Here is a 23,846-nt window from a genome sequence, read left to right as displayed (position 1 = left end):
CCTGAAAAAGACGTCCAGGCCTTATTGGCCTGGACGCATACGGCCTGCTTACGAAAAGACTATTGCTTTATCAAGGCATCAAACCCGGCAGCCATAACACCAGCGCCGGGAAGACGATGCATAGCGTCAGGCCAATGAGCTGCAGCAGCACGAAGGGAATGATCGAGCGATAGATGGTGCCGATGCCGATCTGCCCTTCCGTGATTCCCTTTAAATAGAACAGCGCATAGCCGAAGGGTGGCGTCAGGAAGCTGGTCTGCAGGTTGATCGCTACCAGCACAGCGAACCACACCAGAAGCCCTTGCCCGGACAGACCCAGGCCGAAGTCGAGCAGCTCCACCACCGGCGCCACCAGGGGCAACACCACGAAGCTGATCTCGATCCACTCGAGGAAGAATCCCAGCACGAAGATCAGCCCCATGATCAAGAGTAGCAACCCATAAGGCCCAAGGCCGGTACCGGTAATCATCTCCTCGATCATGTAGTCGCCGCCCAGGCGCTTGAACACCACCGAGAAACAGGTCGCGCCGATCACGACGAAAAGAATCATCGCCGAGGTGCGCGAGGTTTCCCGCACCGCGTCACGCAGCGTCGCATAGTCCAGGCTGCGCATGATCAGCGCCAGCAGCAGACTCCCCAAGGCGCCGATGGCGGCGGCCTCGGTGGGTGTTGCGATACCCGCCATGATCGAGCCCAGCACCGCAGCAATCAAAAGCACCGGCCCGAGCAGATCACGCAGTAAAGCCAAGGCCAAAGGAGTCGTGTCCGCATCGTGTGCGTCAGGGTCGGCCAATGGCGCCCATTCGGGCTTGATACTGGCAGTGATCAATAGATAAGCAACATAGAGCACGCCCAACAAGAGACCGGGCAACAGTGCGGCCTTGAACAAGGCGCCGACGGATATCTGCAGGATCGAGCCCATCAATACCAGCATGATGGAAGGGGGAATCAGAATGCCCAGGGTGCCCGATGCCGCGATGACACCACAGGCCATCTCCGCGCGGTAGCCCTGCTTCATCATCACCGGCAGTGCCAGCAGGCCCAGCATGACCACCGAGGCGCCGATGATGCCGGTGCTCGCCGCCATGACCACGCCAAGAATCGCTACCGAAATGGCAAGCCCTCCCGGGGTGCGGCCAAACAGCCGCTGTAGTGTCAGCAACAAGCGCCGAGCAACGCCGGAGCGCTCCAGCATCAGCCCCATGAACACGAACAGGGGAATGGCGATCATCAACCAGTTTTCGATGACGCCACCGAAGATGCGCGACCCTACCGTACCCAGAAAGGGAATGGGAATGTCGCCGATGAAGGCGAAGGCAATCCCCAGGCCGCCGAGCAGAAACGCCACCGGATAGCCCGAGAAAATACCCACCAGCAGTGCGACGACCATGGCAATGGCCAGGGCATACTCGGCCAGAAACTCAGCCATGGATCGGCTCCTCTTTAGTGGACGACGACTCTAAACGCGCGGGGTCGAACAGCCCGGCCAGGTTGTGCAATACCTGACCCAATGCACCGAGTGCCAGGAATACCAGACCGATAGGCAGCATCGCCTTGATCAGATAGCGATCCGTGAGGCCACCATAGTTGGATTGTTCGTTGGAAAGATAGGACATGCTCACGAAATGCTTGGACAGCCAGGCAATGAGCAGGCAGAACGGAATCAGCATCAATAGATGGCCGAGAATGTCGATGACGGCGCGCCCTTGTGGCGAGAGTTTCTGATAGATCAGGTCGACCCGCACATGGGTATCGTGATGCAGCGCATAGGTGCCGCCAAGCAGCGTGAGAATACCGAACAGGTGCCACTGCAGTTCGGTCACGCTGTTGATGGTCAGCGCCTTGCCGAACAGCAGAACACTATTTTCCCAGCGGGCGATCTCATTGATACCCAAGGCATTGAGCGTGATCGTTGTGAGCACGGCCAGCATGACCAACATCACCAGCCAGCTGCTGATGCGCCCGACGACGACCCCCAGCCCGATCAGCGGTCGGGCCAGGGCGTCACACAGCCGCGCACCACGCTCACGCCAGGGAGCAAGGTGGGATTGCGGCATCAGCTCTCTCCTTCATCCTTCAGCGGCTTGGGTGCGGGCATGGCCTGCAGCTCGTACCATTCGTCGATAAGCTTCACGTGCTTCATCAACGACTTGTAGGCCTCGGCGAAGTCCGGATTGTTCTGCATCTCTTCTTGACGCACCTCGACCCAGGCATCCTGCAGGGCGCTTACGACTTCATCCGGGAAGCGCTTGACCTTCACGCCCTTCTCTTCGAGCTTGCGAATGGTGCGCATCTGCTCCGGAGGCGCCTCGGCCATGGCCCATTGCAGCGTGGCGCGGCAGGCGGTCTCGAACTGCGCCTTGCGCTCGTCGCTGTACTCGTCCCAGACCTGCTGATTGACCAGCAGCGAGAACCAGCTGGCGCTCTGGTGCCAACCCGGGAAGTAGTAGTACTCGGCGACCTCGTCGAATCCCATGGCGGCATCAACCTGAGGTACCGAGAACTCCGTGGCGTCGACCCGACCTCTTTCCAGCGCCAGATAGATTTCGCTACCCGGTACCAGCTGCGTGGATGCGCCCAGCTTGTTGAGTACCTTGGCACCCAGCCCGGAAATACGCACGGAGAGCCCCTCGAAATCCTCCGGCTTGTTGATCTCCTGGTTGTACCAGCCACCGGTTTCCTGGGGCGAGATGAAACACGGCAGTACCTTGACGCCGTAAGGATCGTAGGCCTTCTGAATCAGCTCGGTACCCTCGTCGGCCCACATCCAGGACATGAAGGCTTCAGGGCTTGGACCGAAAGGCAGCGCGCCATATAGATTGGTGATCGGCACGGTGCCGGCCCAGTAGCCCATCCAGTCCCAGCCGGCTTGTATAGCGCCGGAGGAGACCGAGTTGAATACCTCGAAGGCCGGCACCAGATCGCCGGGTTCGTGGACGCGCAAGCTGACCGCGCCACCGGTTGCCGTTTCGAGTTCCTTGGACAAGCGTACCGCTCCTTCCCCCAGGAAGTTCTGGGTAGAGAAGGTACTGGCCACATCGAGCCGCTTGGGCCCTTCTGCCAGCACCGGTGCGCTCAGCAGCGCGGTGGCCGCCATGCCGATGGCACTTGCGAGCAAGGAACGGGAAAAAACGTTGTTTCGCATATGTGACTCCTTGAACATTGTTGTTGTCGCCCTTTCAAACAATATAATAAGAACAAACGTTTAAAATGCTTTTATGCCCATTCTTAGACTAATGCCCTATACAGGGCGACCAACAGCATCGAAACCGTCCCGAAAACCGGACGGTTTTCAGTTCTAAGACGGTCAGGTTTCGGACACATCGAGGGAATGGCGCGCCAGCTTTTCGTAAAAAGACGACTTGGCGATGCCGAGGCGTTTTGCGGCGCGAGTCCGGTTGCCGCCACACACGGCCAGCGCCTTCTTGATGGCTTCACGCTCGGCCCGCATCAGCGTCTGCTTTAGCGGCTCACCCGGTATCGAGGGAGAGCCGCGATGCAGGGTTTCTGGCAGATCGTTTGTTCCGAGGCGCGATCCTCCCAGATAGAAGGCTGCTTCCAGTACGTTCTCGAGCTCCCGCACATTGCCCGGCCAGTCATGGCGACACAGCAGGGTAAGTGCTGCCTGACTGAGCACCGGGCAGCGCCGCCCACGACGCTCGGCGAAGCGCTTGAGCAGATGTCGGGCAAGCACCGTAATGTCTTCAGGTCGCTCCCGCAGGGGCGGAATGATCAAGGGCACTACATTGATGCGATAGAACAAATCCTCTCGGAACTCGCCCCGCTTCACCAGACTCTCCAAAGGGCGATGAGTGGTGGCAATCACCCGTACGTCCACGGGCCTCGAACGGGTCGCCCCTATCGCCTCGATTTCTCGATCCTGCAACACGCGCAGCAGCTTGGCCTGCACCGCCAGCGGCATGTCGCCAATCTCGTCGAGCAGCAGCGTACCGCCATGAGCAAGCTGAAACTTGCCCGGCTTGCCGCCTTTACGCGCGCCGCTAAAGGCACCCTCCTCGTAGCCGAATAGTTCCGCCTCGAGCAGCTGCTCCGGAATGGCGGCGCAGTTGAGCTTGATGAAAGGCCCGTTGACCCGCTCGGACAGGCGGTGCACGGCATGGGCGTAAAGCTCCTTGCCGGTGCCAGATTCACCGCGAATCAACACCGACGCATCGCCGGGGGCGATCTTGCGCACCTGACTGTTGAGGTACGCGATCGCTTCGCTTTCGCCAATCACATCAGCCAATCGCCAGCGCACCCCGACCCGCGCATCCAAGGCCTCGCGATAGTAGTCGACCTGGGCTTCAAGTGCCTTGACCTGGGCATCCATCTGACGCCACTCCCAGGTATCGTGGTAGATCACCGTGCCAAGGGCGCCAACCACCTCGCCCTCGACGTGAATGGGATAGCGATGGGCGATCATGTGATGCCCTCGCAGCATCTGAAGCTGAGCAAGCTCCGCCTTGCCGGAGGCCAACACCGCAGGCATTCGGGTATTCTCGATGACGTCCACGACAGGGCGGCCGATCACTGCCGTGGCATTGACCTCGAGGAAATCCGCATAGGGCGCGTTGAGATAGACGATACGGGCATCGCCATCCACCACTACCAGCCACTCGCTCATGGCATCGAGCCCTTGCAGCAGCAACGGCGGAGAGAGGGGGTCATTGCTCATGGGCGGAAATTCCTGTGTTTACCATGACGTCTAGAATCAGTATGGGCAGCATCCCCAACAAGATATTCTTTGACTTAGCGACGCCGCATGCTGCTCGTATCGGCGCCCCATTCATATCACGCCCTGTTCTTGTTGATCGAAAAAAGCAGGTAACCTAGCGACTCCACAAGGGCAGCCTCATCCATTGCAAAAGGACTCTGCATGACCGGCATACTGATCTGGACGCTCGTGGCCATTATCTCCACGGCTATCATCTGGAAAGGCAGTGGCCTACTCGAACGCGCCAGCGAGCGCCTTTCCATTTATTACGAACTGCCGGAAATCGTGCAAGGGGCGATCGTGGTAGCGGTAGGTTCGAGCTTTCCCGAGCTTTCCACCACGGTTATTTCCACCCTGGTGCACGGCGAATTCGAACTCGGGGTTGCCGCCATCGTCGGCTCGGCGCTGTTCAACATCATGGTGATTCCGGCGCTGTGCGGGCTCAGTTCTCGAGAGCAGCTACATGCCAACCGCGATCTGGTCTACAAGGAAGCCCAGTTCTACATGATTGCCGTGGCGGTGCTCACCCTCACCTTCTCCTTCGCCGCCATCTACCATCCCGTCGCGGATGACGGCGGTGCCATCAAAGGCGAAATGACCCGCTGGCTCGCGCTGATGCCCATCGCCCTCTATGCGCTTTATATCTTCGTGCAATACCAGGACACCCTGGACCATGAGGCAGATGTGGATAAAGGCGACATCCGCCCGGGCCGGGAATGGGCCATGCTTGCTTTATCACTGGTGGTGATCGTGGTGGGTGTCGAAGGGCTGGTACGCGCCGCCATCAACTTCGGTGACATCTTCGGCACGCCGAGCTTTCTGTGGGGGATTACCGTGGTGGCTGCGGGCACCTCGATTCCGGATGCCTTCGTTTCGGTGCGTGCGGCCCGGGACGGGCGCGGCGTGACCAGCATCGCCAACGTACTCGGCAGCAATACCTTCGACCTACTGATCTGCATTCCCATCGGCGTACTCATCGCCGGCACGGCGGTCATCAACTTCTCCGTGGCGGCTCCGATGATGGCAGTGTTGACCGCCGCAACCATCGTGCTGTTCTTGATGATGCGCACCCAGATGATCCTTTCGAGGCGTGAATCCGTCGCCCTGCTCGTCATCTACGTCGCTTTCCTGATATGGATCAGCGTGGAAACCTTTGGTGTCGTCGACTGGGTGCCGAGTTTGCCGCCGGCGTGAGGCGGGCCCAGCAGCCCTATCAGCCGCCTCAGGTAAGAGCCGCTATTCGATTTCTAGCCTTCCTACTTCCTCCTGTGACTTTCGATATTTACATAAGGTATGGTGCATAAGGAGGAAGAGGGCGGCTTTCGACCCGAAGCGGCTATGGCGGCACAGGCAGCAGGCACGTTCACCGGTGTTATATAGTCGGCACTATGATCGATGTTAACAGGATTTCATATGATTGAGTCGTGTTATTGGAAAGCTGACTTATTAGCTTATGCAAAAAATTTCCGCCCGAAAGAAAAACCTCCTAGGTGGAGTGAGAAGCTTCAGGTTAACTTTGAAAAAGATGTGATCATGGCCTTCTTCATGATTCGAAAACTCATTGAAAGCAATAAACACTCGAAAAAATTTAAAACATACAAAGCTAAAATTTTTCGTTCACCCTGTGTAAATAAAGTCAACAATTTAAATTTCTACGATATTAGCCAATTGTACGATCTAGAGAATGAAGAAGTTACGGCTAAAAATATTATCTTCATTTGCAATCAATTTATACATGGTGGTGCCACATTTGCTTACAGAAACAAAGTAAGAAACTGGGAAGCTATATACACATGCTCAGACTTTGAAAGAGACAAGTATATTTATCGTATACCTGTTAGCGTAATAATAAAAATACTTGAGTTTGCTGGCGATGATTATGCTGGCTCTATTTCATACGAGTATATTCAAAACAAAGACGACTACAAAGTGACAATATTATAACGCTACTGAAAATCATTTAAACAGATAAAAATTGACTTTGGTTCTTTCGGCGCTAATTTAGCCAACCTCCCTTTCATCGCAACAAGGCATGCAACAGCAAGTAGCCGTAGCGAGGATAGCCCGTCGTCAAGGCTTGCAAGCGTGCTCGAAGCAGCTTATCACCACGCAGCATCGCCTGGTACCGAGCCACCGACCTTGCCAGGCCCAACAGTCTACGGGCGCCCCGCTGGCTGAGCCAACCGCCTGTCACCAGGTGCTTCACCACACGCCGCTTGGCTTTGGGCGTCACCACTTTCTCGAGACGAGCTCCTTGAGCGCGGCATTGGCGATAGTCCTTCCTGCCAGCAGCTTCTTCAACCGGGTATTTTCCGCTTCCAGTTCGCGCAGACGCTTGGTCTCCGAGATCGCCTTGCCGCCGTACGAAGCATTTGGATTTCCCTGTCCTTGGAGAGATAGCCGCGGTGCGCAGCTTGGTCCGCGTTAACGATCTTATAAATGTCGGCCCGCTGTTCCCGGCGCCTTTCTTCGAGGACAATGCGGCCAGACAACCCCGAGCCGTTAAGGAGACTTCATGAGAGCGCCGAAATCGGTCAACGCCCTGGAAGAGCTGGGTCGCGTGCGTCTGTCCCGTTCTTTTTTCATGCGCGATTTTCTATACAGTGAAATCGCCAACTTTTACGGCGAGCCTAACATTCCCGAGTCGCCGGACTTGGCCATCGAAGTGGGCAAACAGCTGTGCACGCAGCTGCTCGAGCCGCTGAATGCGACTTTTGGGCGCATCGCGATTCGCTCTGCCTACCGTTCCCCTACCATCAACGCTCTAGGAAACGAGAAGGGCCACTCCTGCGCTTCGAATGCCAGTAATTATGCCGGCCACATCTGGGATCATCTGGATGAAAACGGCTGCAAGGGCGCCACGGCCTGTATCGTGATTCCCTGGTTTGCCGACCGCTATACGCACCAAGGTGCCGACTGGCGTGCCTTGGCCTACTGGATACACGATCATTTACCCTACAGCGCGCTGCAGTTCTTCCCGAAACTGGCGGCTTTCAACATCAGCTGGCACGAGCGGCCCAAACGTGCCATTCATAGCTACATCGAACCCAAGGGATACTTACTGCGGGGCGAAACGGGGAAAAGCGGTTTTGCAGATCTCTATACCGGGTTTCCCGAATTGCGCGACTGAACCGTACCGACTTGATGCTTAGGCTTTTGGCGCAACCAGCCTGTAAGGATGGGGTTTCTGGCTTAAGTCGAATCAAACAATACAGAGGGTAAGGCGCTGCTTAAGCCGCATCAGCCCTTCCCACGCATCCGGGCAGGGGTCCATACGATGCCAGACCAGCGCGAACTCAGTGCCATCAATGCCTAGCCCTAACGCCTCCACTTACCGGGTGATCGAGCCGTGCCAATCAACCACGGTGCCGAAAACGTCGAAGGCGAGGATTTGCAAATCTGCTAGTCTTTTCATCGCGCCCAGCATGAACTGGCGAGCCAATTACGGCGCATAGAACCGTACAGGCTCAATGTCTTGGCTTCGTCAGTCGTCACTAACTTCATCGAGGCGAAGCTGTTGGCTGCCATGGCGTACTGTAAGCACCTCAATCCTGTCTCTTACGCTGTAGATTACCCGATAGGCCCCGAAAATTACCTCGCGGATCCGGTGTATCTTAACTTCCGGGACAACGCGACCACTTTCAGGGAACTCGGCGAGTCGCTCAACTACCGAGAACAATTCATCTACCCAGCGCAATGCGGCATCTGGATTGTCTCTGGCAATGTACTGCGCGATATCCTCGACTTTCTCCAATGCCAGCGGCGACCACTCCACCTTCACTGCGCAAGCCCTTTCAACACTCTGGACCGGGCCTCGTCATGCGCCACACCTTCGCCAGACGCCAGCTGTTCCTCGGCGCGGTGTATCTCCTCCAGTATTTCAAGACGCTCCTGCAACTGCTCGAAGGCTTGTACGTCCATCAGTACGGCCACACCACGACCATGCTGTGTAAGCACCATGGGCCGTTGCGTCTCGTGGAGCTGCTTCACAAAGGACGCGACCCCTGCCCGAAATTCGGACAAAGGACGAATATCTTCGTTGACCTTGAATCTGGACATGCTGACCTCTGCGTACTCGAAAAAGTACGTTTAAATGTACTTATTTTTAACCGTGACCGCAATCTAACTACTTGGGAGAAAGATCAGCTCGTCGTGGACCTGAATGACTATGGTGGCTTCCCTTAACAACCTAATTGATCGGCCAAGTCCGCGAGCGATGTGGCATGAAAATCGTTGGCAGGCGACGCTGAAACGTCCTTGGTATTGGCAGCACCGAACTCCAGGGGCCGTTCTATATAAGCTGTTTTCAGACCAAAAGAACGCGCGCTATCCAGGTCGTTCTGGTGGGCCGCGACCATCATCACCATCGCTGGGGCGACATCGAACACCCGTGCCACGCCTAGATAGGTATCCGGATGAGGCTTGTACTGGCGAAATACCTCTGCGCCGAGGATGCAGTCCCAAGGCAGCCCGGCGCGCTTGGCCATGTTGGCCAGCAGCCCCAGGTTGCCGTTGGAAAGCGTACAAAGGGTGAAGCGCTGCTTGAGCCGCCTCAACCCTTCCACCGCATCCGGCCAAGGGTCCAGACGGTGCCAGGCCTTGTTGAGATCGTGCTTCTGCTCTTCCGTCAGCGATGTCACACCGAACTGAACCAGCACCTCGTCCAGGATGCCGAGATGCAGGTCATCGAGCAGCGTCCAGCCCTGCTGTCCCGCCATCACCCGCTGCATTGCCGGCTTGTAGCCTGCTCGCCAGGCCAATGCGAACTCAGCGCCATCGATGCCTAGCCCTAACGCCTCCACCTCCCGGGTGATCGAGCCATGCCAATCGACAACGGTGCCGAAAACGTCGAAAGCGAGAACGTGTACTGATCCTTGAATGCTCATTTTATGCATCTCTTGCGATTTCTCATTGCCATGCTTTGATTGTAGGCATGGTGGGTATTTAGCACATGCGCCAGGCTCCATCACTCAGTGATAATATGTTGCTGATAAGATCAGTTGATGACGGTTAAATTCGATGGAAGCAATGAACAATCTGATCTATTGGCTGGACCTGGCGGGCGTCACCGTCTTTGCCTTTTCCGGGGTGATCGTCGCCTGTCATTCCCGCATGGATCCTTTTGGCATGTTCGTGCTGGGGGCGGTAACGGGAATCGGCGGCGGCACGCTGCGCGACCTGGTGCTGGGCGTGCCGGTCTTCTGGGTGGAGGCACCGAGCTATCTATGGGTCATTCTCGCCACGGTGTTCCTTTCCATCTTGGGATTTCACTACATTCACCGCCTGACCCGCGCTGTTCTACCGGTGACGGATGCTTTCGGGCTGGCCCTGTTCACGGTGATCGGTTCCCACAAGGCATTGGTATTAGGCCATGCCGGCATCGTGGCGGTACTGATGGGACTGATGACCGGCGTCGCTGGCGGAATGATACGCGATGTGCTGGCGCATCGGGTGCCCATGGTGCTGCGCCAGGAAATCTATGCCACCGCCTCGATTGTCGGCGGCATCGTCTACGCCATCTTGTTTATATCGGGATTGAACAATGTGTTCAGCATTGGCGTAGCGCTTGTCATTATCTTGAGCATACGTCTAACAGCAATTTACTGGGGTATTTCGCTGCCAACCTTTGCCTGGGTAGAAAGCCCGACAACATCGAAGAAGAATACTCGCGCCAATCCATCATCGTCGTCTCGATTTAAAGCTCGGGTCAAGATGATTCCACCCGAGCTTTCTCGGCGTCGAAAACACTGATCTTGTCACATCAATTCACTAAATCCTCAATGCGCTTCGTCCCAGTTATCCCCGGCCTCCGCCTCGACGATCAGCGGCACCTTGAGTTCGGCGGCGTTCTGCATGCGCTGCTTAACGCTGCCAATGAAGTCGCCCACCTGTTCCTCCTTGACCTCAAATACCAGCTCGTCGTGAACCTGCATGACCATCAGCGCATCGAACTCGGCTTTTTTCTCGCCCCCGCCTTTGAGCGGATTGAGCCAGGCGTCGACGTCGATCATGGCCCGCTTGATGATGTCTGCGGCGGTGCCTTGCATGGGGGCGTTGATGGCGGTGCGCTCAGCGGCCTGACGCCGTGCGTGCTGGCGAGAGTTGATCTCGGGTAGGTAAAGACGCCGACCGAACACGGTCTCGACGAAGCCATCCTCCGCGGCCTGGGAGCGAATGTTGTTCATGAAGCGGGCCACCCCCGGGTAACGATCGAAATAGCGGTCGATGTAGGTCTGGGCCTGGCCGCGCTCGACGCGTAGCTGCCGCCCCAGGCCCCAAGCGCTCATGCCGTAGATCAGGCCGAAATTGATGGCCTTGGCGCTGCGCCGCTGATCCGGCAACACCTTGTCCAGTGCCACGCCGAAGACTTCCGCGGCGGTGGCAGCGTGAATGTCCCGGTCGTTGGCGAAGGCATCCAGCAGCCCCTTGTCTTCGGACAGGTGCGCCATGATGCGCAGTTCGATCTGAGAGTAATCCGCCGCGACGATCTTGTAACCAGGCCGGGCAATGAAAGCCTGGCGAATCTTGCGCCCTTCTTCGGTACGGATCGGGATGTTCTGCAGATTGGGGTCCGAAGACGACAGCCGCCCGGTAGCGGTCACCGCCTGATGGTAGCTGGTGTGAATGCGCCCGGTACTCTTGTTGATCAGCCGGGGCAACTTATCGGTGTAGGTGGACTTGAGCTTGGAAAGCCCGCGATGAGCCATGATCACCTTGGGCAGCGGGTAGTCCAGGGCCAATTCTTCGAGCACGGCTTCTGCGGTGGAAGGCGCGCCCTTGGGGGTCTTCTTGATCACCGGAATCTTCTGTTCCTCGAACAGAATCTCGCTCAATTGTTTGGGCGAGCCAAGGTTGAACTCCCGCCCGGCGATCTCGAAGGCTTCCTTTTCCTGTTCGCGAATGCGCGTTTCAAGCTCCTGGCTCTGGTTGTGCAGACGAGTGACATCCAGCGCCACCCCGGTACGTTCCATGCGCGAGAGCACGGGAATCATCGGGCGTTCAATGTCGTCCAGCACCTCGCTCAAGCGCCCTTCCGCCTCGACCTTGGGGCGCAGCACTTGATGCAGGCGCAGAGTGATGTCGACATCCTCGCAGGCATAGGGCACCGCCTGTTCGAGGGCCACCTGATTGAAGGTGAGCTGCTTGGCGCCCTTACCGGCCACCTCCTCGAAGCTGATGGTCTTCTGGCCCAGATATTTCAGCGCCAGGGAATCCATGTCGTGCCGGGTGGCGGTGGAATTGAGCACGTAGGACTCGAGCATGGTGTCGGTCAACGGCCCCACCACGCGAATGTCGTAGCTCGCCAGCACGGAAATATCGTACTTCAGGTTCTGGCCGATCTTTGTCTTGCTCGGATCTTCCAGCAACGGCTTGAGTGCCTTGAGTACCGCATCGCGATCGAGCTGCGTCGGCACGTCGAGATAGTCGTGGGCCACGGGAATATAAGCCGCCTCGCCTTCCTTCAGCGCTAGCCCGATGCCGACGATCTCCGCTTCCATATAGTTCAGGCTGGTGGTTTCCAGATCGAAGCAGAATTCCTCCGCCTGCTTCAGGCGCGTCAGCCAGTCATCGAATTCGGCCTGGGTCAGCAGGGTGTGATCTTCTCGCTCCGGGGCGGCGAGGGTGGCATCCTCCTCGATCGTTTCGTCACGCAGCGTATTCTTGCCTTCAACGTCATCGACGCCCTGGTCCTTGCCTTCCAGCAGCTCGGACAGCCAATTCTTGAACTCGAGATCACGGTAGAGCGCGGCCAGCGCCTCCCGATCAGGGTGGGCGATATCCAGATCGTCGAGCCCCACCGGCAGCTCGCAGTCGGTCTTGATGGTGGCGAGTTGGTAGGAAAGATAGGCCTGTTCTCGATTCTCTTCGAGTTTCTTGGGCAGGGACTTGGCGCCACGCACGGAGAGGGTAGTCACCTTGTCGAGATCGGCATAGATCGCATCCATGCCGCCAATGCCCTGCAGCAAGCCAAGCGCGGTCTTTTCGCCCACCCCGGGCACGCCGGGGATGTTGTCGACCTTGTCCCCCATCAGCGCCAGGAAGTCGATGATCAATTCCGGGGGCAGGCCGAACTTGTTCTCCACCCCGGCAACGTCAAGCGTCTCGCCCTTCATGGTGTTGACCAGGGTGATATGGCCGTTGACCAGTTGGGCCATGTCCTTGTCGCCGGTGGAGATCACCGCGTCGCGACCGGCCTGGGTGGCATGGCGCGCCAGGGTGCCGATGACGTCGTCCGCCTCGACCCCTTCGATGCATAGAAGCGGCAGGCCGAGTGCCTTCACGCAGGCATGCAGGGGCTCGATCTGCTCGCGCAGATCATCCGGCATCGGGGGGCGATGGGCCTTGTACTGCTCGAACAGCTCGTCGCGAAAGGTCTTGCCCTTGGCATCGAACACCACCGCCATGGGGCTATCCGGATACTGCTTGATCAGGCTCTTGAGCATGTTGAGCACGCCCTTGACCGCCCCGGTGGGTTTGCCCTTTGACGTGGCAAGCGGTGGCAGCGCATGAAAGGCGCGGTAGAGATAGGAGGAACCGTCGACGAGAACGATGGGTGTTGCGGCCATGAAAAGGCTTCCTGACAAGACATTCGGTGCGTCCATGATACGCAAGCGGGCTCGAACCGTCAGGTATTCACCGTGAGAAGCGCTGCGATCACCCCAGACGATGATCGCAGCGTTTTCAGGCCTAGGCGCTATGCGGTATGTCGTCCATCAATTTGTCGAGGGTGATGGGCAGTTCGCGAATACGCTTGCCGGTGGCGTGATACACGGCATTGGCCACGGCGCCGGCAAGGCCGGTGATGCCGATCTCGCCAATGCCGCGAGCGCCGAACTCATTGAACGCATAGTCCGGGTGATCCAGCAGGATGACCTCCACCTCGGGCTGGTCTGCATGTACCGGCACCAGGTATTCGGCGTAGTTGTTGTTGACCGGCAGGCCGCTGTCCTCGTCGTACTCGGTCTTCTCGAACAGCGCCATGCCGACGCCCATGACAATCGCCCCCTCGACCTGATTGGCGGCGGTCTTGGCGTTGATGACCTGGCCGACGTCGATGGCGCTGACCACTCGCGAGACGCGCAGGTTGGAAATGCCCGGGTCCCAGCGCACCTCGACGAAATGAGCGCCGAAGGAGCGAAACGAATACTCGTCTTTGGATGCGGCCGGAGTGTGCGCTTCGCCGTCCGCATTGGCCAGGCGCAGTTGGCTGAGCACCTCGGTGTAGGCTACTCGCTTGCCGTTGCCGTCGAGCAGCTCACCGTCGGCGAACTGCAAGTCGTCTGGCTCGGCGCCAGCGAAGGCGCCGCCGTCGCCGGTGGCGTAGCTCTTGAGGGCTTCGATTGCCGCACGACTGGCCTGTGCGATGGCGGGCAAGGTCGTGGCGGTGGCCCAGGAGCCGCCGGAAATCGGCCCCGAAGGGTAGGAGGAATCCCCCAGCTGCACCTCGATCTTGTCCAGCGCGATGCCGGTGATGTCGCTGACCGCCTGGGCGACGATGGTATAGGTGCCGGTACCGATATCCTGCGTGGCGCAAGAGGCAAAGGCGGTGCCGTCGGCGCGCAGGGACACCCGGGCATCGCAGGCTTGCTTGAGCGCTTCCCAGTTGCAGGCGGCCAGGCCCCAGCCGATGATCTCGTTGCCCTCCTTCATGGCGCCGATCTTGGGATTGCGGTCGGCCCAGCCGAAGCTGTCGGCGGCGCGATCAAACGCCTCCAGCAAGTGAATGCTGGAAAACGGCAATTCCATGCTCTCGTCGCGATCGGTGTAATTGACGCGGCGGAACTCCAGCGGGTCCATGTCGATGGCCTCGGCCATTTCATCCATGGCCGCTTCCAGCGCGAACAACCCCGGCGCGGCGCCAGGCGCCCGCATGGAGGTCGGCGTGCCGTGGTTGGCGGGCACGGTAGCGTGGCTGACCCGCAGGTTGGGACAGGCGTAGAGGCTCTTGGTGCAGGTGCCGGTACGCTCGACGTAGGTGTTGACCTGGGAGGTGGTATTCACCGAGTCGTGGCTCAAGGCCACGAGCTTGCCGCTGTCGTCGGTGGCCAGCCGCAGGCGCTGATGCGTCGCGGGGCGATGACCGGTGGTGGTGAACATCTCCTGGCGCGGCACCACCAGCTGCACCGGTCGCCCGACCTCCCGCGCCGCGGCGGCGGCGGCCACCGCGTGAGGCCAGATCCACAGCTTGCTGCCGAACCCGGAGCCGATGAAGGGCGAGCGCACCTCGACGCGCTCCGGCGCCAGGCCGAACACCTTGGCCATGACGTTGCGCGCAAAAACCACGCCCTGGGAAGCCTCGTACAGCACCAGGTCGCCGTTTTCCCAATGGGCGACGCTGGCGTGCATCTCCATGGGATTATGAGTTTCCATGGGTGTGACGTAGGTCACATCGACCTTGTGCCGCGCCGCATCAAAAGCGCCGTCCGGATCGCCGCGGCTGTGACCGCTCTTGGCGTCTTCCTTGGGCGTGGCCTTGGCCATGGCCTGCTCGAGCGTGGCGATGGCCTTTTCTTCGGCATAGTCGACCTTGACGCGGTAGGCCGCCGCCCGGGCCTGATCGAAGGAGTCGGCGACCACCAGGGCCACGAACTGACCGGGATAATAGACGCGGTCGTCCTCGAAGGGCAGGCGCGTCTCGTCCACGGTATTTTCCTGAACGAAGGAGCTTGGTGTTCGATACAGCTTGGGGAAATGTCCGTGATGAAAGACATCGATCACCCCAGGCATGCGCTTGGCCTCGGTGACGTCGATACCGCGAATACGTCCGCGACCGATGGTGCTGAATACGCCGTAAGCGTAGACCATGCCTGGCGGATGATTGTCCGAGGTATAGGTGGCCCGACCGGAGAGTTTCTCAGGCCCGTCGATGCGCGGTCTGGCCGCGCCGATGATGCTTTTACTCATGATGGCGAACCCTTCAATCAGGTGGTGACCGTGGTCAGGCTGCGAACGATCGCCTGCTGACCCAGCGGAATCTTGTAGGCGTTGTGGCGGTAGGCCTTGGCGCCCTCGAAGGCGATCCGCGCCGCCTTCTCAAAGCTCGCCGTGGTGGCGGGCTGGCCGATCAGAGCCTGTTCAGCCTTGTCGGCGCGCCAGGGCTTGGTGGCCACGCCGCCCAGGGCGAGGCGCGCATCACGGATGGTATTGCCATCGAGTGTGACGATCACGGCACTGGAGGCCAGGGCGAACTGATAGGAACTGCGATCGCGCAGCTTCAGATAATGCGAGCGGTTGCCTGCAAGCGGCGCAGCCAGGGTCACGTGGGTAATCAGCTCGTCGGGTTCAAGGGCGTGCTCGCGCTCGGGATGCTCGCCGGGCAGCAGATGAAAGTCGGCGAAGTCGATCTCGCGCTGTCCTTTCTCCCCCTGCACGGTAAGCGTGGCGCCAATGGCTGCCATGGCCACGCACATGTCCGAGGGATGACTGGCGATGCACTGGTCGCTGGTGCCCAGCACGGCGTGCACGCTGCGATTGAGGCCGCCGATGGCGGCACAGCCGGTGCCGGGCTCACGCTTGTTGCAGGGCGAGACGCCGTCGCGAAAATACGGACAGCGTACGCGCTGCATCACGTTGCCCGCGGTGGTGGCCTTGTTGCGCAATTGGGTGGAAGCTCCGGACAGCAGCGCTTGGGAAAGCACCGCATGGTGCTTGCGCACGCGAGGATCTCGCGCCAGCGCCGTGTTGGTGACCATCGCCCCGATGCGCAGACGCCCATCGTCGAGCGGTTCGATGCGATCGAGGGCCAGGCCGTTCACGTCGACGACGTGCTCGGGCTGCATGATGTCGAGCTTGACCAGATCCAGCAGCGTGGTGCCGCCGGCCAGGAAGGCCGATTCCTGGGCCTGGCTGTGGGCCGTCACGGCCTGCTCGGGGCTGTCAGCCCGGGAATAATCGAAAAGGCGCATGAGGTTCTCCTAGGCGGTGCCGAGTTTGCCGCGGGCCGACTGCACCGCCGCCAGAATGTTCTTGTAGGCGCCACAGCGGCAGATATTGCCACTCATGGCCTCACGCACCTCGGCGTCGCTTTCGCCGATGTCCTTGTCATTGAGAATCGCCAGCGCCGTCATCATCTGCCCCGAGGTGCAGTAACCGCACTGATAGGCGTCTTCTTCGAGGAACGCCTGCTGCAGCGGGTGAAGCTCGCCGTCGCGCTCGAGACCCTCGACGGTGCTTATCTCATCGCCATCATGGGTTACCGCCAGGCTCAGGCATGAGTTGATGGCTTCGCCGTTGACCAGCAGGGTGCAGGCACCGCACTGGCCGTGATCGCAACCCTTCTTGGTGCCGGTGAGGTGCAGGCCTTCGCGCAGCGCGTCGAGCAGGATCACGTTAGGCGTTACATCGAGCTGATGGCGCTTGCCGTTGACGCTCAGGGTAATGCGCCGGCGCCCTTCGGCAGGCGGTGCTTCAACGTCCTGATCACCATCATCCGGCGACCCGGCATAACTTACCTGAGAAAACGCCGGGGCGGCGGCCACGGCCAGTCCCGAGGCACCCACACTTTTCAAAAAACGCCGCCGCTCCGGGGAATGAGCGGCGTCGACGAACCGATCTTTGTCGTCGGCCATGGGGATCTCCTTTTTGGGTACGGCGTAGGGGTACCGCCAGCACACGGTCATGAACGCTTTTATCAGCGCTTTCGAAAACACATCTCTACAGAAAAAAGACGAAGGCCAGATCGTCGGCGGGGAAAAGCGCTTGCCGTTTGATGTCAGCAAACGCTTGTTCAACTAACGATAGCAGCCCATTTAGCAACGCAACAAGCCCCAGGCTCTTATTTGCCTTTCGAAGCCTGACGTTTTAAGTGAGTTTTTGGCGGTTCTGACAGCTCGATGATAATGACACCTTCCCCGCCTCCTTATTGCGGAAGCGCATCTTTAATGCATCAAGTTGAATGCACAATCGCCGATATCATGAATACACTGGTACCATGACGTGAACATCAGACAGTCTGTTCGTCACCCGGGAGACACCATGATCCTATACCGTCTTGTTCCGAGCATGCTTCTCGCCGTCGTTCTACTGGGCTCGCCGCCTTTGGTGTCCGCCCAGGAAAATTCCGACGCCCCGGATATCACCGTGCGCCAGGAAGAGGATCGCACCATTCGGGAATACCGGGTCAATGGCCAGCTTTACGCCATCAGGATCGAGCCAAAGGCAGGCCCTGCCTATTTTCTGGTAGACGACGACGGGGATGGGGACTTCAGGCGCAGCGATGATGAGCGTATCGCCGTTCCCAACTGGGTGCTGTTCTCCTGGTAGCCGTTTGACAGAGCGCCTCTATTTCCCTGCGGTAGCGTAATCGCCGCAGGCCCCTGCCCGATGAATGATCGAGCCGCTACAATGCTCCCTCGACATCCAGCGCGAGATCACCATGGCTGTATTCACCCCGTTGAGCGATTCTCAGGTCGCCGATTTTCTCGAGCGTTTCGATATAGGCCGTCTCAAAGCACTCGAAGGCGTCCCCAGCGGTACCGAAAACTCAACCTTCTTCGTCACCACAGATCGCGCGTCCTTGGTACTGACCTTGTTCGAACAAGGTCAGCACGACGAACTACCGTTCTTCGTCGAACTGCTGGACTATCTGGCCGAGCACCATCTGCCGGTTCCCGGTCCGGTTCATGATCGCCACGGCATCGCGTTACAAAGCCTGGCGGACAAGCCGGCGCTGCTGTTCCCGCGCCTGCCGGGCAAACACCCCAGATCTCCAAACCTGGCCCAATGCCGCGCCCTGGGAGATGCACTTGGGCGCATGCATCATGTATCGCAACGCTTCCCGGGGCAGCGCGCCAATCCGCGGGATTTAAACTGGCTGCTTGAAGCCCATCCTCGGGTGATGTCCTATCTGTCGCCCCAAGATCAGGCGCTGATGCGCGAGGAGATCGCGGTCTACCAGACGGTATTCGACCAACAGAATGTACTGCCCCAAGGCGCCATCCATGGCGATCTGTTTCGCGATAACACGCTGTTCGATGGCGACACGCTCGGTGGGCTCATCGATTTCTACAATGGCTGTACCGGGGATCTGCTTTTCGATCTAGCCACCGTCATCAACGACTGGGCCAGCGACACCGATGGCAGCTTGAACCAGGCGCGTCACGACGCCCTGCTCGACGCCTATGTAGCCCGCCGCCCGCTGAATGAAGCCGAACGGACGTGCTGGCCGCTGATGCTGCGCATGACCGCCCTGCGCTATTGGCTATCCCGGCTGCTGGTAGTTCATGTGGACCCGCCGGCCCACGAACTGACCCCTCACGACCCAGAGCAGTTTCGTCGCCTTCTCCTTCAACGCATCGAACACGGCGCCCTGGCACTACCGGAGCAGACTCCTTCATGACATCCCCCGCTGCCAAGGCCCGCCGCACCTACAATATCGATCAGTGGGGCAGCGGCTATTTCGATGTGGACGATCAGGGCAATACCGTGGTCAGGCCGCTGGGCAGTGAGACCGAAGGTCCCGCCCTGCCCTTGAACGCTCTGGTCGATCAGCTGCGCGAGGCGGGCCTGCGCCTGCCGGTGCTGGTGCGCTTCACGGATATTCTCCACGACCGGGTCGAGCAACTCTGCGCAGCCTTCGATGCCGCCATGCAAGAAGCGTCCTATGTCGGCGGTTATACCGCGGTGTATCCGATCAAGGTCAATCAGCAGCGCCGGGTGGTGGAGGAGATATTGGCCACTCAGGAGCGCGGCCGTGGTCGGGTCGGGCTCGAAGCCGGCAGCAAGCCGGAGCTGTTGGCGGTACTGGCGCTATCCGGTGATGGTCCTTCACTGATCGTGTGTAACGGCTACAAGGATCGGGAATATGTGCGCCTGGCCTTGATGGGGGAGAAACTCGGTCACAGGGTCTACCTGGTAGTGGAGAAATTCTCGGAGCTTGCGCTGATTCTGGAAGAGGCCGAACGTTTGGAGGTGCGGCCTCGTATCGGTCTGCGGGCACGATTGGCCTCAGTGGGTAAGGGCAAATGGCAGAATACCGGCGGCGAGAAGTCCAAGTTCGGCCTGACCGCGACCCAGATCCTCGGGGTGATCGAGCAACTTCGCCAAGCCAAGGCGCTGGATAGCCTGCAGCTGGTGCATTTTCACCTCGGCTCTCAGATTGCGAACATTCGCGACATTCAGCGCGGCCTACGCGAATGCGCGCGGTTCTATCAGGGCCTGCGCGAACTTGGCGCCCCGGTGGACACCGTGGACGTGGGCGGTGGTCTTGGCATCGATTATGAGGGCACTCGCTCTCGCAGCTTCTGCTCGATCAACTACTCCATGGATGAATATGCCAGCAACGTGGTGTGGGCCTTCCGCCAGGCCTGTGAGGCCGAGGACGCCCCTCATCCCCATTTGATTTCAGAATCCGGTCGCGCCCTGACTGCCCATCATGCGGTGTTGATCACCAACGTGATCGACGAAGAGCGCATCGGAGAGAAGCCCCCCGAGCGGCGTCTGGCCGAGCAGGATGCTCAGGTGGGGGAGCTATGGGAGGTCTTCGATCGGCTGGCGACGACGGCGGAGCCTCGAGGCCAGGTCGAGGCCTATCACGATCTGGTGCAGGCGATAGGCGAGCTACAGGAGCGCTTCGTGCTGGGGCTAGCGGGCATTGAGGCCCGGGCCGAAGGCGAAGCGGTCTATTTTGCCGCCTGTCAGCGCTTGAGAGCCAAACTCGATAGCCGCAATCGCGCCCATCGGGAGATCATCGACGAACTCGCGGAAAAGCTCGCCGACAAGCTGTTCGTCAACTTCTCCTTGTTTCAGTCCGTGCCGGATGTCTGGGGCATCGACCAGGTCTTTCCAGTGCTGCCGCTCTCCGGGCTCGACCGAGAGCCGACCCGACGAGCGGTTATTCAAGACATCACCTGCGACTCCGACGGGCGCATCGACAGCTACGTGGACGGCCAGGGGCTTGAGGCCACCTTGCCGCTACCGGAATGGCAAAACGGCGCTGACAGGCTACTAGGCCTGTTCCTGGTGGGGGCCTATCAGGAAATCTTGGGCGATCTGCACAACCTGTTCGGCGACACGGATTCCGTGGATGTGGCCCTTGATGATCAAGGCCGTTGGCGGCTATCGACCTTGCGCCAGGGCGATAGCGTCGCCGAGGTGCTGCGCTACGTGGACTTCGATGCCCAGGTATTGCGCGAGCGGCTGCAAGCTCAGTTGCACAACAGCCGCCTGAGCGAGCAGGAACGCGAACACTTCATGGATGACCTGATCGCGGGGCTTGAAGGCTATACCTATCTTGAATGAGCATCGTCCACGCGGGTTTTGATATCGAGCCCCGCGTGGCTGGTTCCCGCCTCCAGAATGAAACGCAGCTCGGCGCCAGGCGGCAGTGGCCCGACTCCCGCCGGTGTGCCGGTCAGCACCACATCGCCCGGCTCCAGGGTGAAGTGTCGGCTCATTTCCGCCAGCAGCGTCGGTATCTGGAACAGCATGTCGCTGGTTTGGCCGGTCTGGCGGCGCTCGCCGTCGATATCCAGGCTAAATGCCAGACTGCTCCAGTCCGGAGCATTCTCAATTGCAACGAAAGACGACAGCGGGCAGGCGCCGTCAAACGCCTTGGCGATTTCCCAGGGGTGCCCCTTCTCTTTTAGCTGGGCCTGAACGTCGCGCCTCGTCAGATCCAGCGCCAGTCCGATTCCTACTACCGCAGCTTCCGCCGCCTGCGGCGATGCCCCCGTCAACGTCTCACCGATCAATAGAGCAAGCTCGGTCTCGAAATGCACCTCGCCCCGCTCGCTGGGCATCGCGATCGTCTCTTCAAGCATTACAGCACTGGTCGCCGGCTTGATGAACAACAGCGGCGCGCTGGGCACGGGGTTATCGAGCTCTTTTGCATGCTCGGCGTAATTACGCCCCACGCAAACGATCTTGCCCAGAGGTTGATCGAAGGATCGGCCATCGGTGAAACGGGGAGCGAAGCGCATAGTTATCTCCTGAAATTGGGGCCATAACTAAGGAAACACTGAATAAATGTCTGCATGGGCGAATCGCTGCGTTGCGCGGTACTCGATGGCTCGCCTAACCCCATGTTATGTCTCGCCTTCTGCGTGCCGTGCGCCTTGCGCTTCATTCCATTCGCCGATTTATTCAGCGTTTCCCTAACGACTATCGGGATTCTAACCGAGCCCTCCATCTGATTTAACGCCGATCTACAAATTTTGCTTTCTCGAATGCCGCTCGAGCGACTCATCATTGCAACTATTCTACAGCAGCTACATACAGCCCGCGCTTTGGTACAAATCTTGTACAAAAAAGCATTTTTGCGACGACAGCTGCGTGAACTTGATCCGAATCACCTTAGCGATTCTCTTTACTCAAGAAACCCCTCAAGAGTTGGTGCCGTAAGTCGATAATACTGATTAGCAGCAATTTGAACTCAACATTCGAACCTTTTGCAGATTTACCGACCCCATTTCTACACAAATTTTGCACAACTAATGTACAACACAAAACCGGAAAAGGAGAATATCGACATGAATTCGTCTAGGAGCCAGATACCCAGCGCTTATCGACGCCGCATCGACCGCGTGATGTGGGCGCTGGCACTGCTCAATCTTGCCATTTGTCTAGTGGCGGGGATTCTCAATGGCAGCTGGCTGTCAGTAGTCGGCTTTGCCCTGACGGCAGTGCCCTTGGCTTACCTGATTACTCGCACCTGGGCCGGCACGCTGTTCAGTGGCATGACCATGGCTGCCCTGTTCATGGGCTTTTCTGCTCTATTGATCGACCAAACCGGGGGCATGATCGAGGCACATTTCAGCATCTTCATCATGCTTTCGGCGTTGATTCTCTACTGTGACTGGCGGGTGATTCTGGCTGGTGCCGGGGTGATCGCCGCACATCATATCGGCTTTACCTATCTACAATATCTTGGCTGGACACATATCTATCAGGGCGTTACCCCCAGCAATGTCATGCATCTGATCATGTGCCTGGCAATGCATGCGGGTGCCGTGGTGGTTCACGCGTTCATTCTGGGCTATCTGAGCAACACACTGCATCAGGTCATTGGTGATGGACTAAGAATCACCGACTTCGCTCGGGAAGCGGAACAGGGGAAGCTCGACGCGAAATTTACCCAGGAACAGCGCCGCCGCCCTGCTCTCGATGCCATCGCCAGCATGCAGGCCAAGCTGACCAGCGTGCTCAAGGAGGTGCGCCAGACCGCGGTAACGGTACATACCTTGAGTGCCGACACCACTGCGGCGCAGCAGACGCTTCAGCAGCAGGCCCAGCGCAGCGCCGAACAGATCGAGCGTACCGCTTCCAGCACCGAAGAGCTTTCGACTTCGACTCGTCAGAGCGCGGCAGAGGCGGAGCGTACCAATCAACTGGCGTCCCAGACCGGCGACACCGTTCGTCAAGGTGCACAAAGCGTGGCCCAGCTCAGCGAGACCATGTCTCATATCGATGAAAGCGCCCGGGATATTGCACAACTGCTGGGTGAGATCGACAACATCACCTTCCAGACCAATCTATTGGCGCTGAATGCCTCCGTGGAAGCGGCCAGAGCCGGCGAACAGGGGCGCGGCTTTGCCGTGGTGGCCAACGAGGTACGAGGGCTGTCAGAGCGCACGGCTCACACGGCGCAATCGATTCGCGAACGGGTCGATCATTCCAATCAACAGGTAAAGTCCGGCGTGGAGCAGGTGCGCACCACCGAAGAACTGATGCAGCGGGTGGTGGAAGCCTTCCAGCAGGTCTCCAATCGCATGGATGATATCACCACCTCAAGCCACGAGCAGAATCAAGGCATCGAAACCCTCAACGCCAGTATTCTCGAAATGCAGGAAGCACTTGCTCTCTCTGCCAGCTCCATCGACAGCACCAAAGGGGTGGCGGAACGCCTGGAAGAAGCGGCGCAGTACCTGACCACCACCATCGGCTACTTCCACCTGGAAAACGAATCGACCCAGACGACTCAGCCTCGCCAGGATTCCACCGAAGAAAAATCGAAGGTCATATCCCGGAAGAGCCCGACCGCCCTGGCACCGGCCTGATATTCACGACAAGCTTCAAGCGGCCACTTCTGGCCGCTTTTTTTGTTTAACCCGCCAATCATCGCCGCCTCTGAACCGCTAGGCTCGCTCGGAGACTGGACAGTGCCCTGCTTATTGGAACAGGCATCAAAGCAAAC

At 59.0% G+C, this 23,846-nt stretch carries 21 protein-coding genes; 8 read left to right on the top strand and 13 right to left on the bottom strand.

All coding sequences use genetic code 11. The features are described 5' to 3' along the window. Positions 1-70: 70 nt before the first annotated feature. From H7850_RS00300 to H7850_RS00285, 4 genes are all read right to left on the bottom strand, one after another. Entirely contained in the window at positions 71-1,429 is a 1,359-nt protein-coding gene (locus H7850_RS00300) for a TRAP transporter large permease (protein WP_227367405.1), read from the bottom strand. Beyond that, positions 1,422-2,057, bottom strand: coding sequence for a TRAP transporter small permease subunit (locus H7850_RS00295; protein WP_227367404.1), 636 nt, complete (start codon positions 2,055-2,057; stop codon positions 1,422-1,424). Before H7850_RS00295 ends, H7850_RS00300 begins: the two co-directional genes overlap by 8 nt. Then, positions 2,057-3,145, bottom strand: a complete 1,089-nt coding sequence (locus H7850_RS00290; protein ID WP_227367403.1) for a TRAP transporter substrate-binding protein — start codon at positions 3,143-3,145, stop codon at positions 2,057-2,059. Before H7850_RS00290 ends, H7850_RS00295 begins: the two co-directional genes overlap by 1 nt. Positions 3,146-3,307: 162 nt before the next feature. After that, complete coding sequence (locus H7850_RS00285) at positions 3,308-4,675, bottom strand: sigma-54 interaction domain-containing protein (protein WP_227367402.1); 1,368 nt, start codon at positions 4,673-4,675, stop codon at positions 3,308-3,310. Between the two features lie 201 nt (positions 4,676-4,876). On the opposite strand from H7850_RS00285, the gene H7850_RS00280 reads away from it, so the two are divergent. Both H7850_RS00280 and H7850_RS00275 read left to right on the top strand, forming a co-directional pair. After that, positions 4,877-5,908, top strand: coding sequence for a sodium:calcium antiporter (locus H7850_RS00280; RefSeq protein WP_227367401.1), 1,032 nt, complete (start codon positions 4,877-4,879; stop codon positions 5,906-5,908). A 219-nt stretch (positions 5,909-6,127) separates the two neighbouring features. After that, positions 6,128-6,658 (top strand): hypothetical protein, encoded by a 531-nt coding sequence (locus H7850_RS00275; protein WP_227367400.1) that lies wholly within the window; start codon positions 6,128-6,130, stop codon positions 6,656-6,658. Between the two features lie 73 nt (positions 6,659-6,731). On the opposite strand, the gene H7850_RS00270 is transcribed toward H7850_RS00275, so the two are convergent. Next, entirely contained in the window at positions 6,732-6,947 is a 216-nt protein-coding gene (locus H7850_RS00270) for a hypothetical protein (protein WP_227367399.1), read from the bottom strand. 282 nt (positions 6,948-7,229) lie between these two features. On the opposite strand from H7850_RS00270, the gene H7850_RS00265 reads away from it, so the two are divergent. Next, positions 7,230-7,844, top strand: coding sequence for a hypothetical protein (locus tag H7850_RS00265; RefSeq protein ID WP_227367398.1), 615 nt, complete (start codon positions 7,230-7,232; stop codon positions 7,842-7,844). Between the two features lie 354 nt (positions 7,845-8,198). Here the strand turns inward: H7850_RS00265 and H7850_RS00260 are convergent, their stop codons facing one another. The 3 genes from H7850_RS00260 to H7850_RS00250 form a co-directional block, all read right to left on the bottom strand. Further along, positions 8,199-8,495 (bottom strand): type II toxin-antitoxin system RelE/ParE family toxin, encoded by a 297-nt coding sequence (locus H7850_RS00260; protein WP_227367397.1) that lies wholly within the window; start codon positions 8,493-8,495, stop codon positions 8,199-8,201. Next, positions 8,492-8,773, bottom strand: a complete 282-nt coding sequence (locus H7850_RS00255) for a type II toxin-antitoxin system Phd/YefM family antitoxin (protein WP_227367396.1) — start codon at positions 8,771-8,773, stop codon at positions 8,492-8,494. Before H7850_RS00255 ends, H7850_RS00260 begins: the two co-directional genes overlap by 4 nt. Positions 8,774-8,895: 122 nt before the next feature. After that, complete coding sequence (locus H7850_RS00250; protein WP_227367395.1) at positions 8,896-9,600, bottom strand: haloacid dehalogenase type II; 705 nt, start codon at positions 9,598-9,600, stop codon at positions 8,896-8,898. 142 nt (positions 9,601-9,742) lie between these two features. Between H7850_RS00250 and H7850_RS00245 the strand changes: the two genes are divergently transcribed. Beyond that, the gene (locus H7850_RS00245) at positions 9,743-10,465 is read left to right on the top strand and encodes a trimeric intracellular cation channel family protein (protein WP_227368511.1); all 723 of its coding nucleotides are present in this window, start codon (positions 9,743-9,745) and stop codon (positions 10,463-10,465) included. Between the two features lie 26 nt (positions 10,466-10,491). On the opposite strand, the gene polA is transcribed toward H7850_RS00245, so the two are convergent. The 4 genes from polA to H7850_RS00225 all read right to left on the bottom strand — a co-directional run bounded on the left by polA (position 10,492) and on the right by H7850_RS00225 (position 17,283). Next, entirely contained in the window at positions 10,492-13,281 is a 2,790-nt protein-coding gene (gene polA, locus H7850_RS00240) for a DNA polymerase I (protein WP_227367394.1), read from the bottom strand. Between the two features lie 121 nt (positions 13,282-13,402). After that, the gene (locus tag H7850_RS00235) at positions 13,403-15,619 is read right to left on the bottom strand and encodes a xanthine dehydrogenase family protein molybdopterin-binding subunit (protein WP_227367393.1); all 2,217 of its coding nucleotides are present in this window, start codon (positions 15,617-15,619) and stop codon (positions 13,403-13,405) included. A 17-nt stretch (positions 15,620-15,636) separates the two neighbouring features. Further along, positions 15,637-16,620, bottom strand: a complete 984-nt coding sequence (locus H7850_RS00230; protein WP_227367392.1) for an FAD binding domain-containing protein — start codon at positions 16,618-16,620, stop codon at positions 15,637-15,639. A 9-nt stretch (positions 16,621-16,629) separates the two neighbouring features. After that, positions 16,630-17,283, bottom strand: coding sequence for a (2Fe-2S)-binding protein (locus H7850_RS00225; RefSeq protein WP_227367391.1), 654 nt, complete (start codon positions 17,281-17,283; stop codon positions 16,630-16,632). A 406-nt stretch (positions 17,284-17,689) separates the two neighbouring features. Here H7850_RS00225 and H7850_RS00220 point away from each other — a divergent pair, with 406 nt between their 5' ends. From H7850_RS00220 to speA, 3 genes are all read left to right on the top strand, one after another. Beyond that, positions 17,690-17,977 (top strand): DUF2782 domain-containing protein, encoded by a 288-nt coding sequence (locus tag H7850_RS00220; protein WP_227367390.1) that lies wholly within the window; start codon positions 17,690-17,692, stop codon positions 17,975-17,977. A gap of 112 nt (positions 17,978-18,089) precedes the next feature. Further along, on the top strand, positions 18,090-19,052 hold the full coding sequence (locus H7850_RS00215; protein ID WP_227367389.1) for a homoserine kinase: 963 nt from the start codon (positions 18,090-18,092) through the stop codon (positions 19,050-19,052). Beyond that, positions 19,049-20,953, top strand: coding sequence for a biosynthetic arginine decarboxylase (gene speA, locus H7850_RS00210; protein ID WP_227367388.1), 1,905 nt, complete (start codon positions 19,049-19,051; stop codon positions 20,951-20,953). Before H7850_RS00215 ends, speA begins: the two co-directional genes overlap by 4 nt. Here the strand turns inward: speA and H7850_RS00205 are convergent. After that, positions 20,941-21,633 (bottom strand): fumarylacetoacetate hydrolase family protein, encoded by a 693-nt coding sequence (locus H7850_RS00205; protein WP_227367387.1) that lies wholly within the window; start codon positions 21,631-21,633, stop codon positions 20,941-20,943. The genes speA and H7850_RS00205 overlap by 13 nt on opposite strands. Positions 21,634-22,182: 549 nt before the next feature. On the opposite strand from H7850_RS00205, the gene H7850_RS00200 reads away from it, so the two are divergent. Continuing rightward, positions 22,183-23,709, top strand: a complete 1,527-nt coding sequence (locus H7850_RS00200; RefSeq protein WP_227367386.1) for a methyl-accepting chemotaxis protein — start codon at positions 22,183-22,185, stop codon at positions 23,707-23,709. Positions 23,710-23,846 lie beyond the last annotated feature (137 nt).

The sequence above is a fragment of the Halomonas sp. M20 genome (assembly GCF_020622265.1).
Lineage (GTDB): Bacteria > Pseudomonadota > Gammaproteobacteria > Pseudomonadales > Halomonadaceae > Modicisalibacter.
Note: the sequence above shows the minus strand (reverse complement) of the source record. Positions and strands in the feature narration are given on the sequence as shown.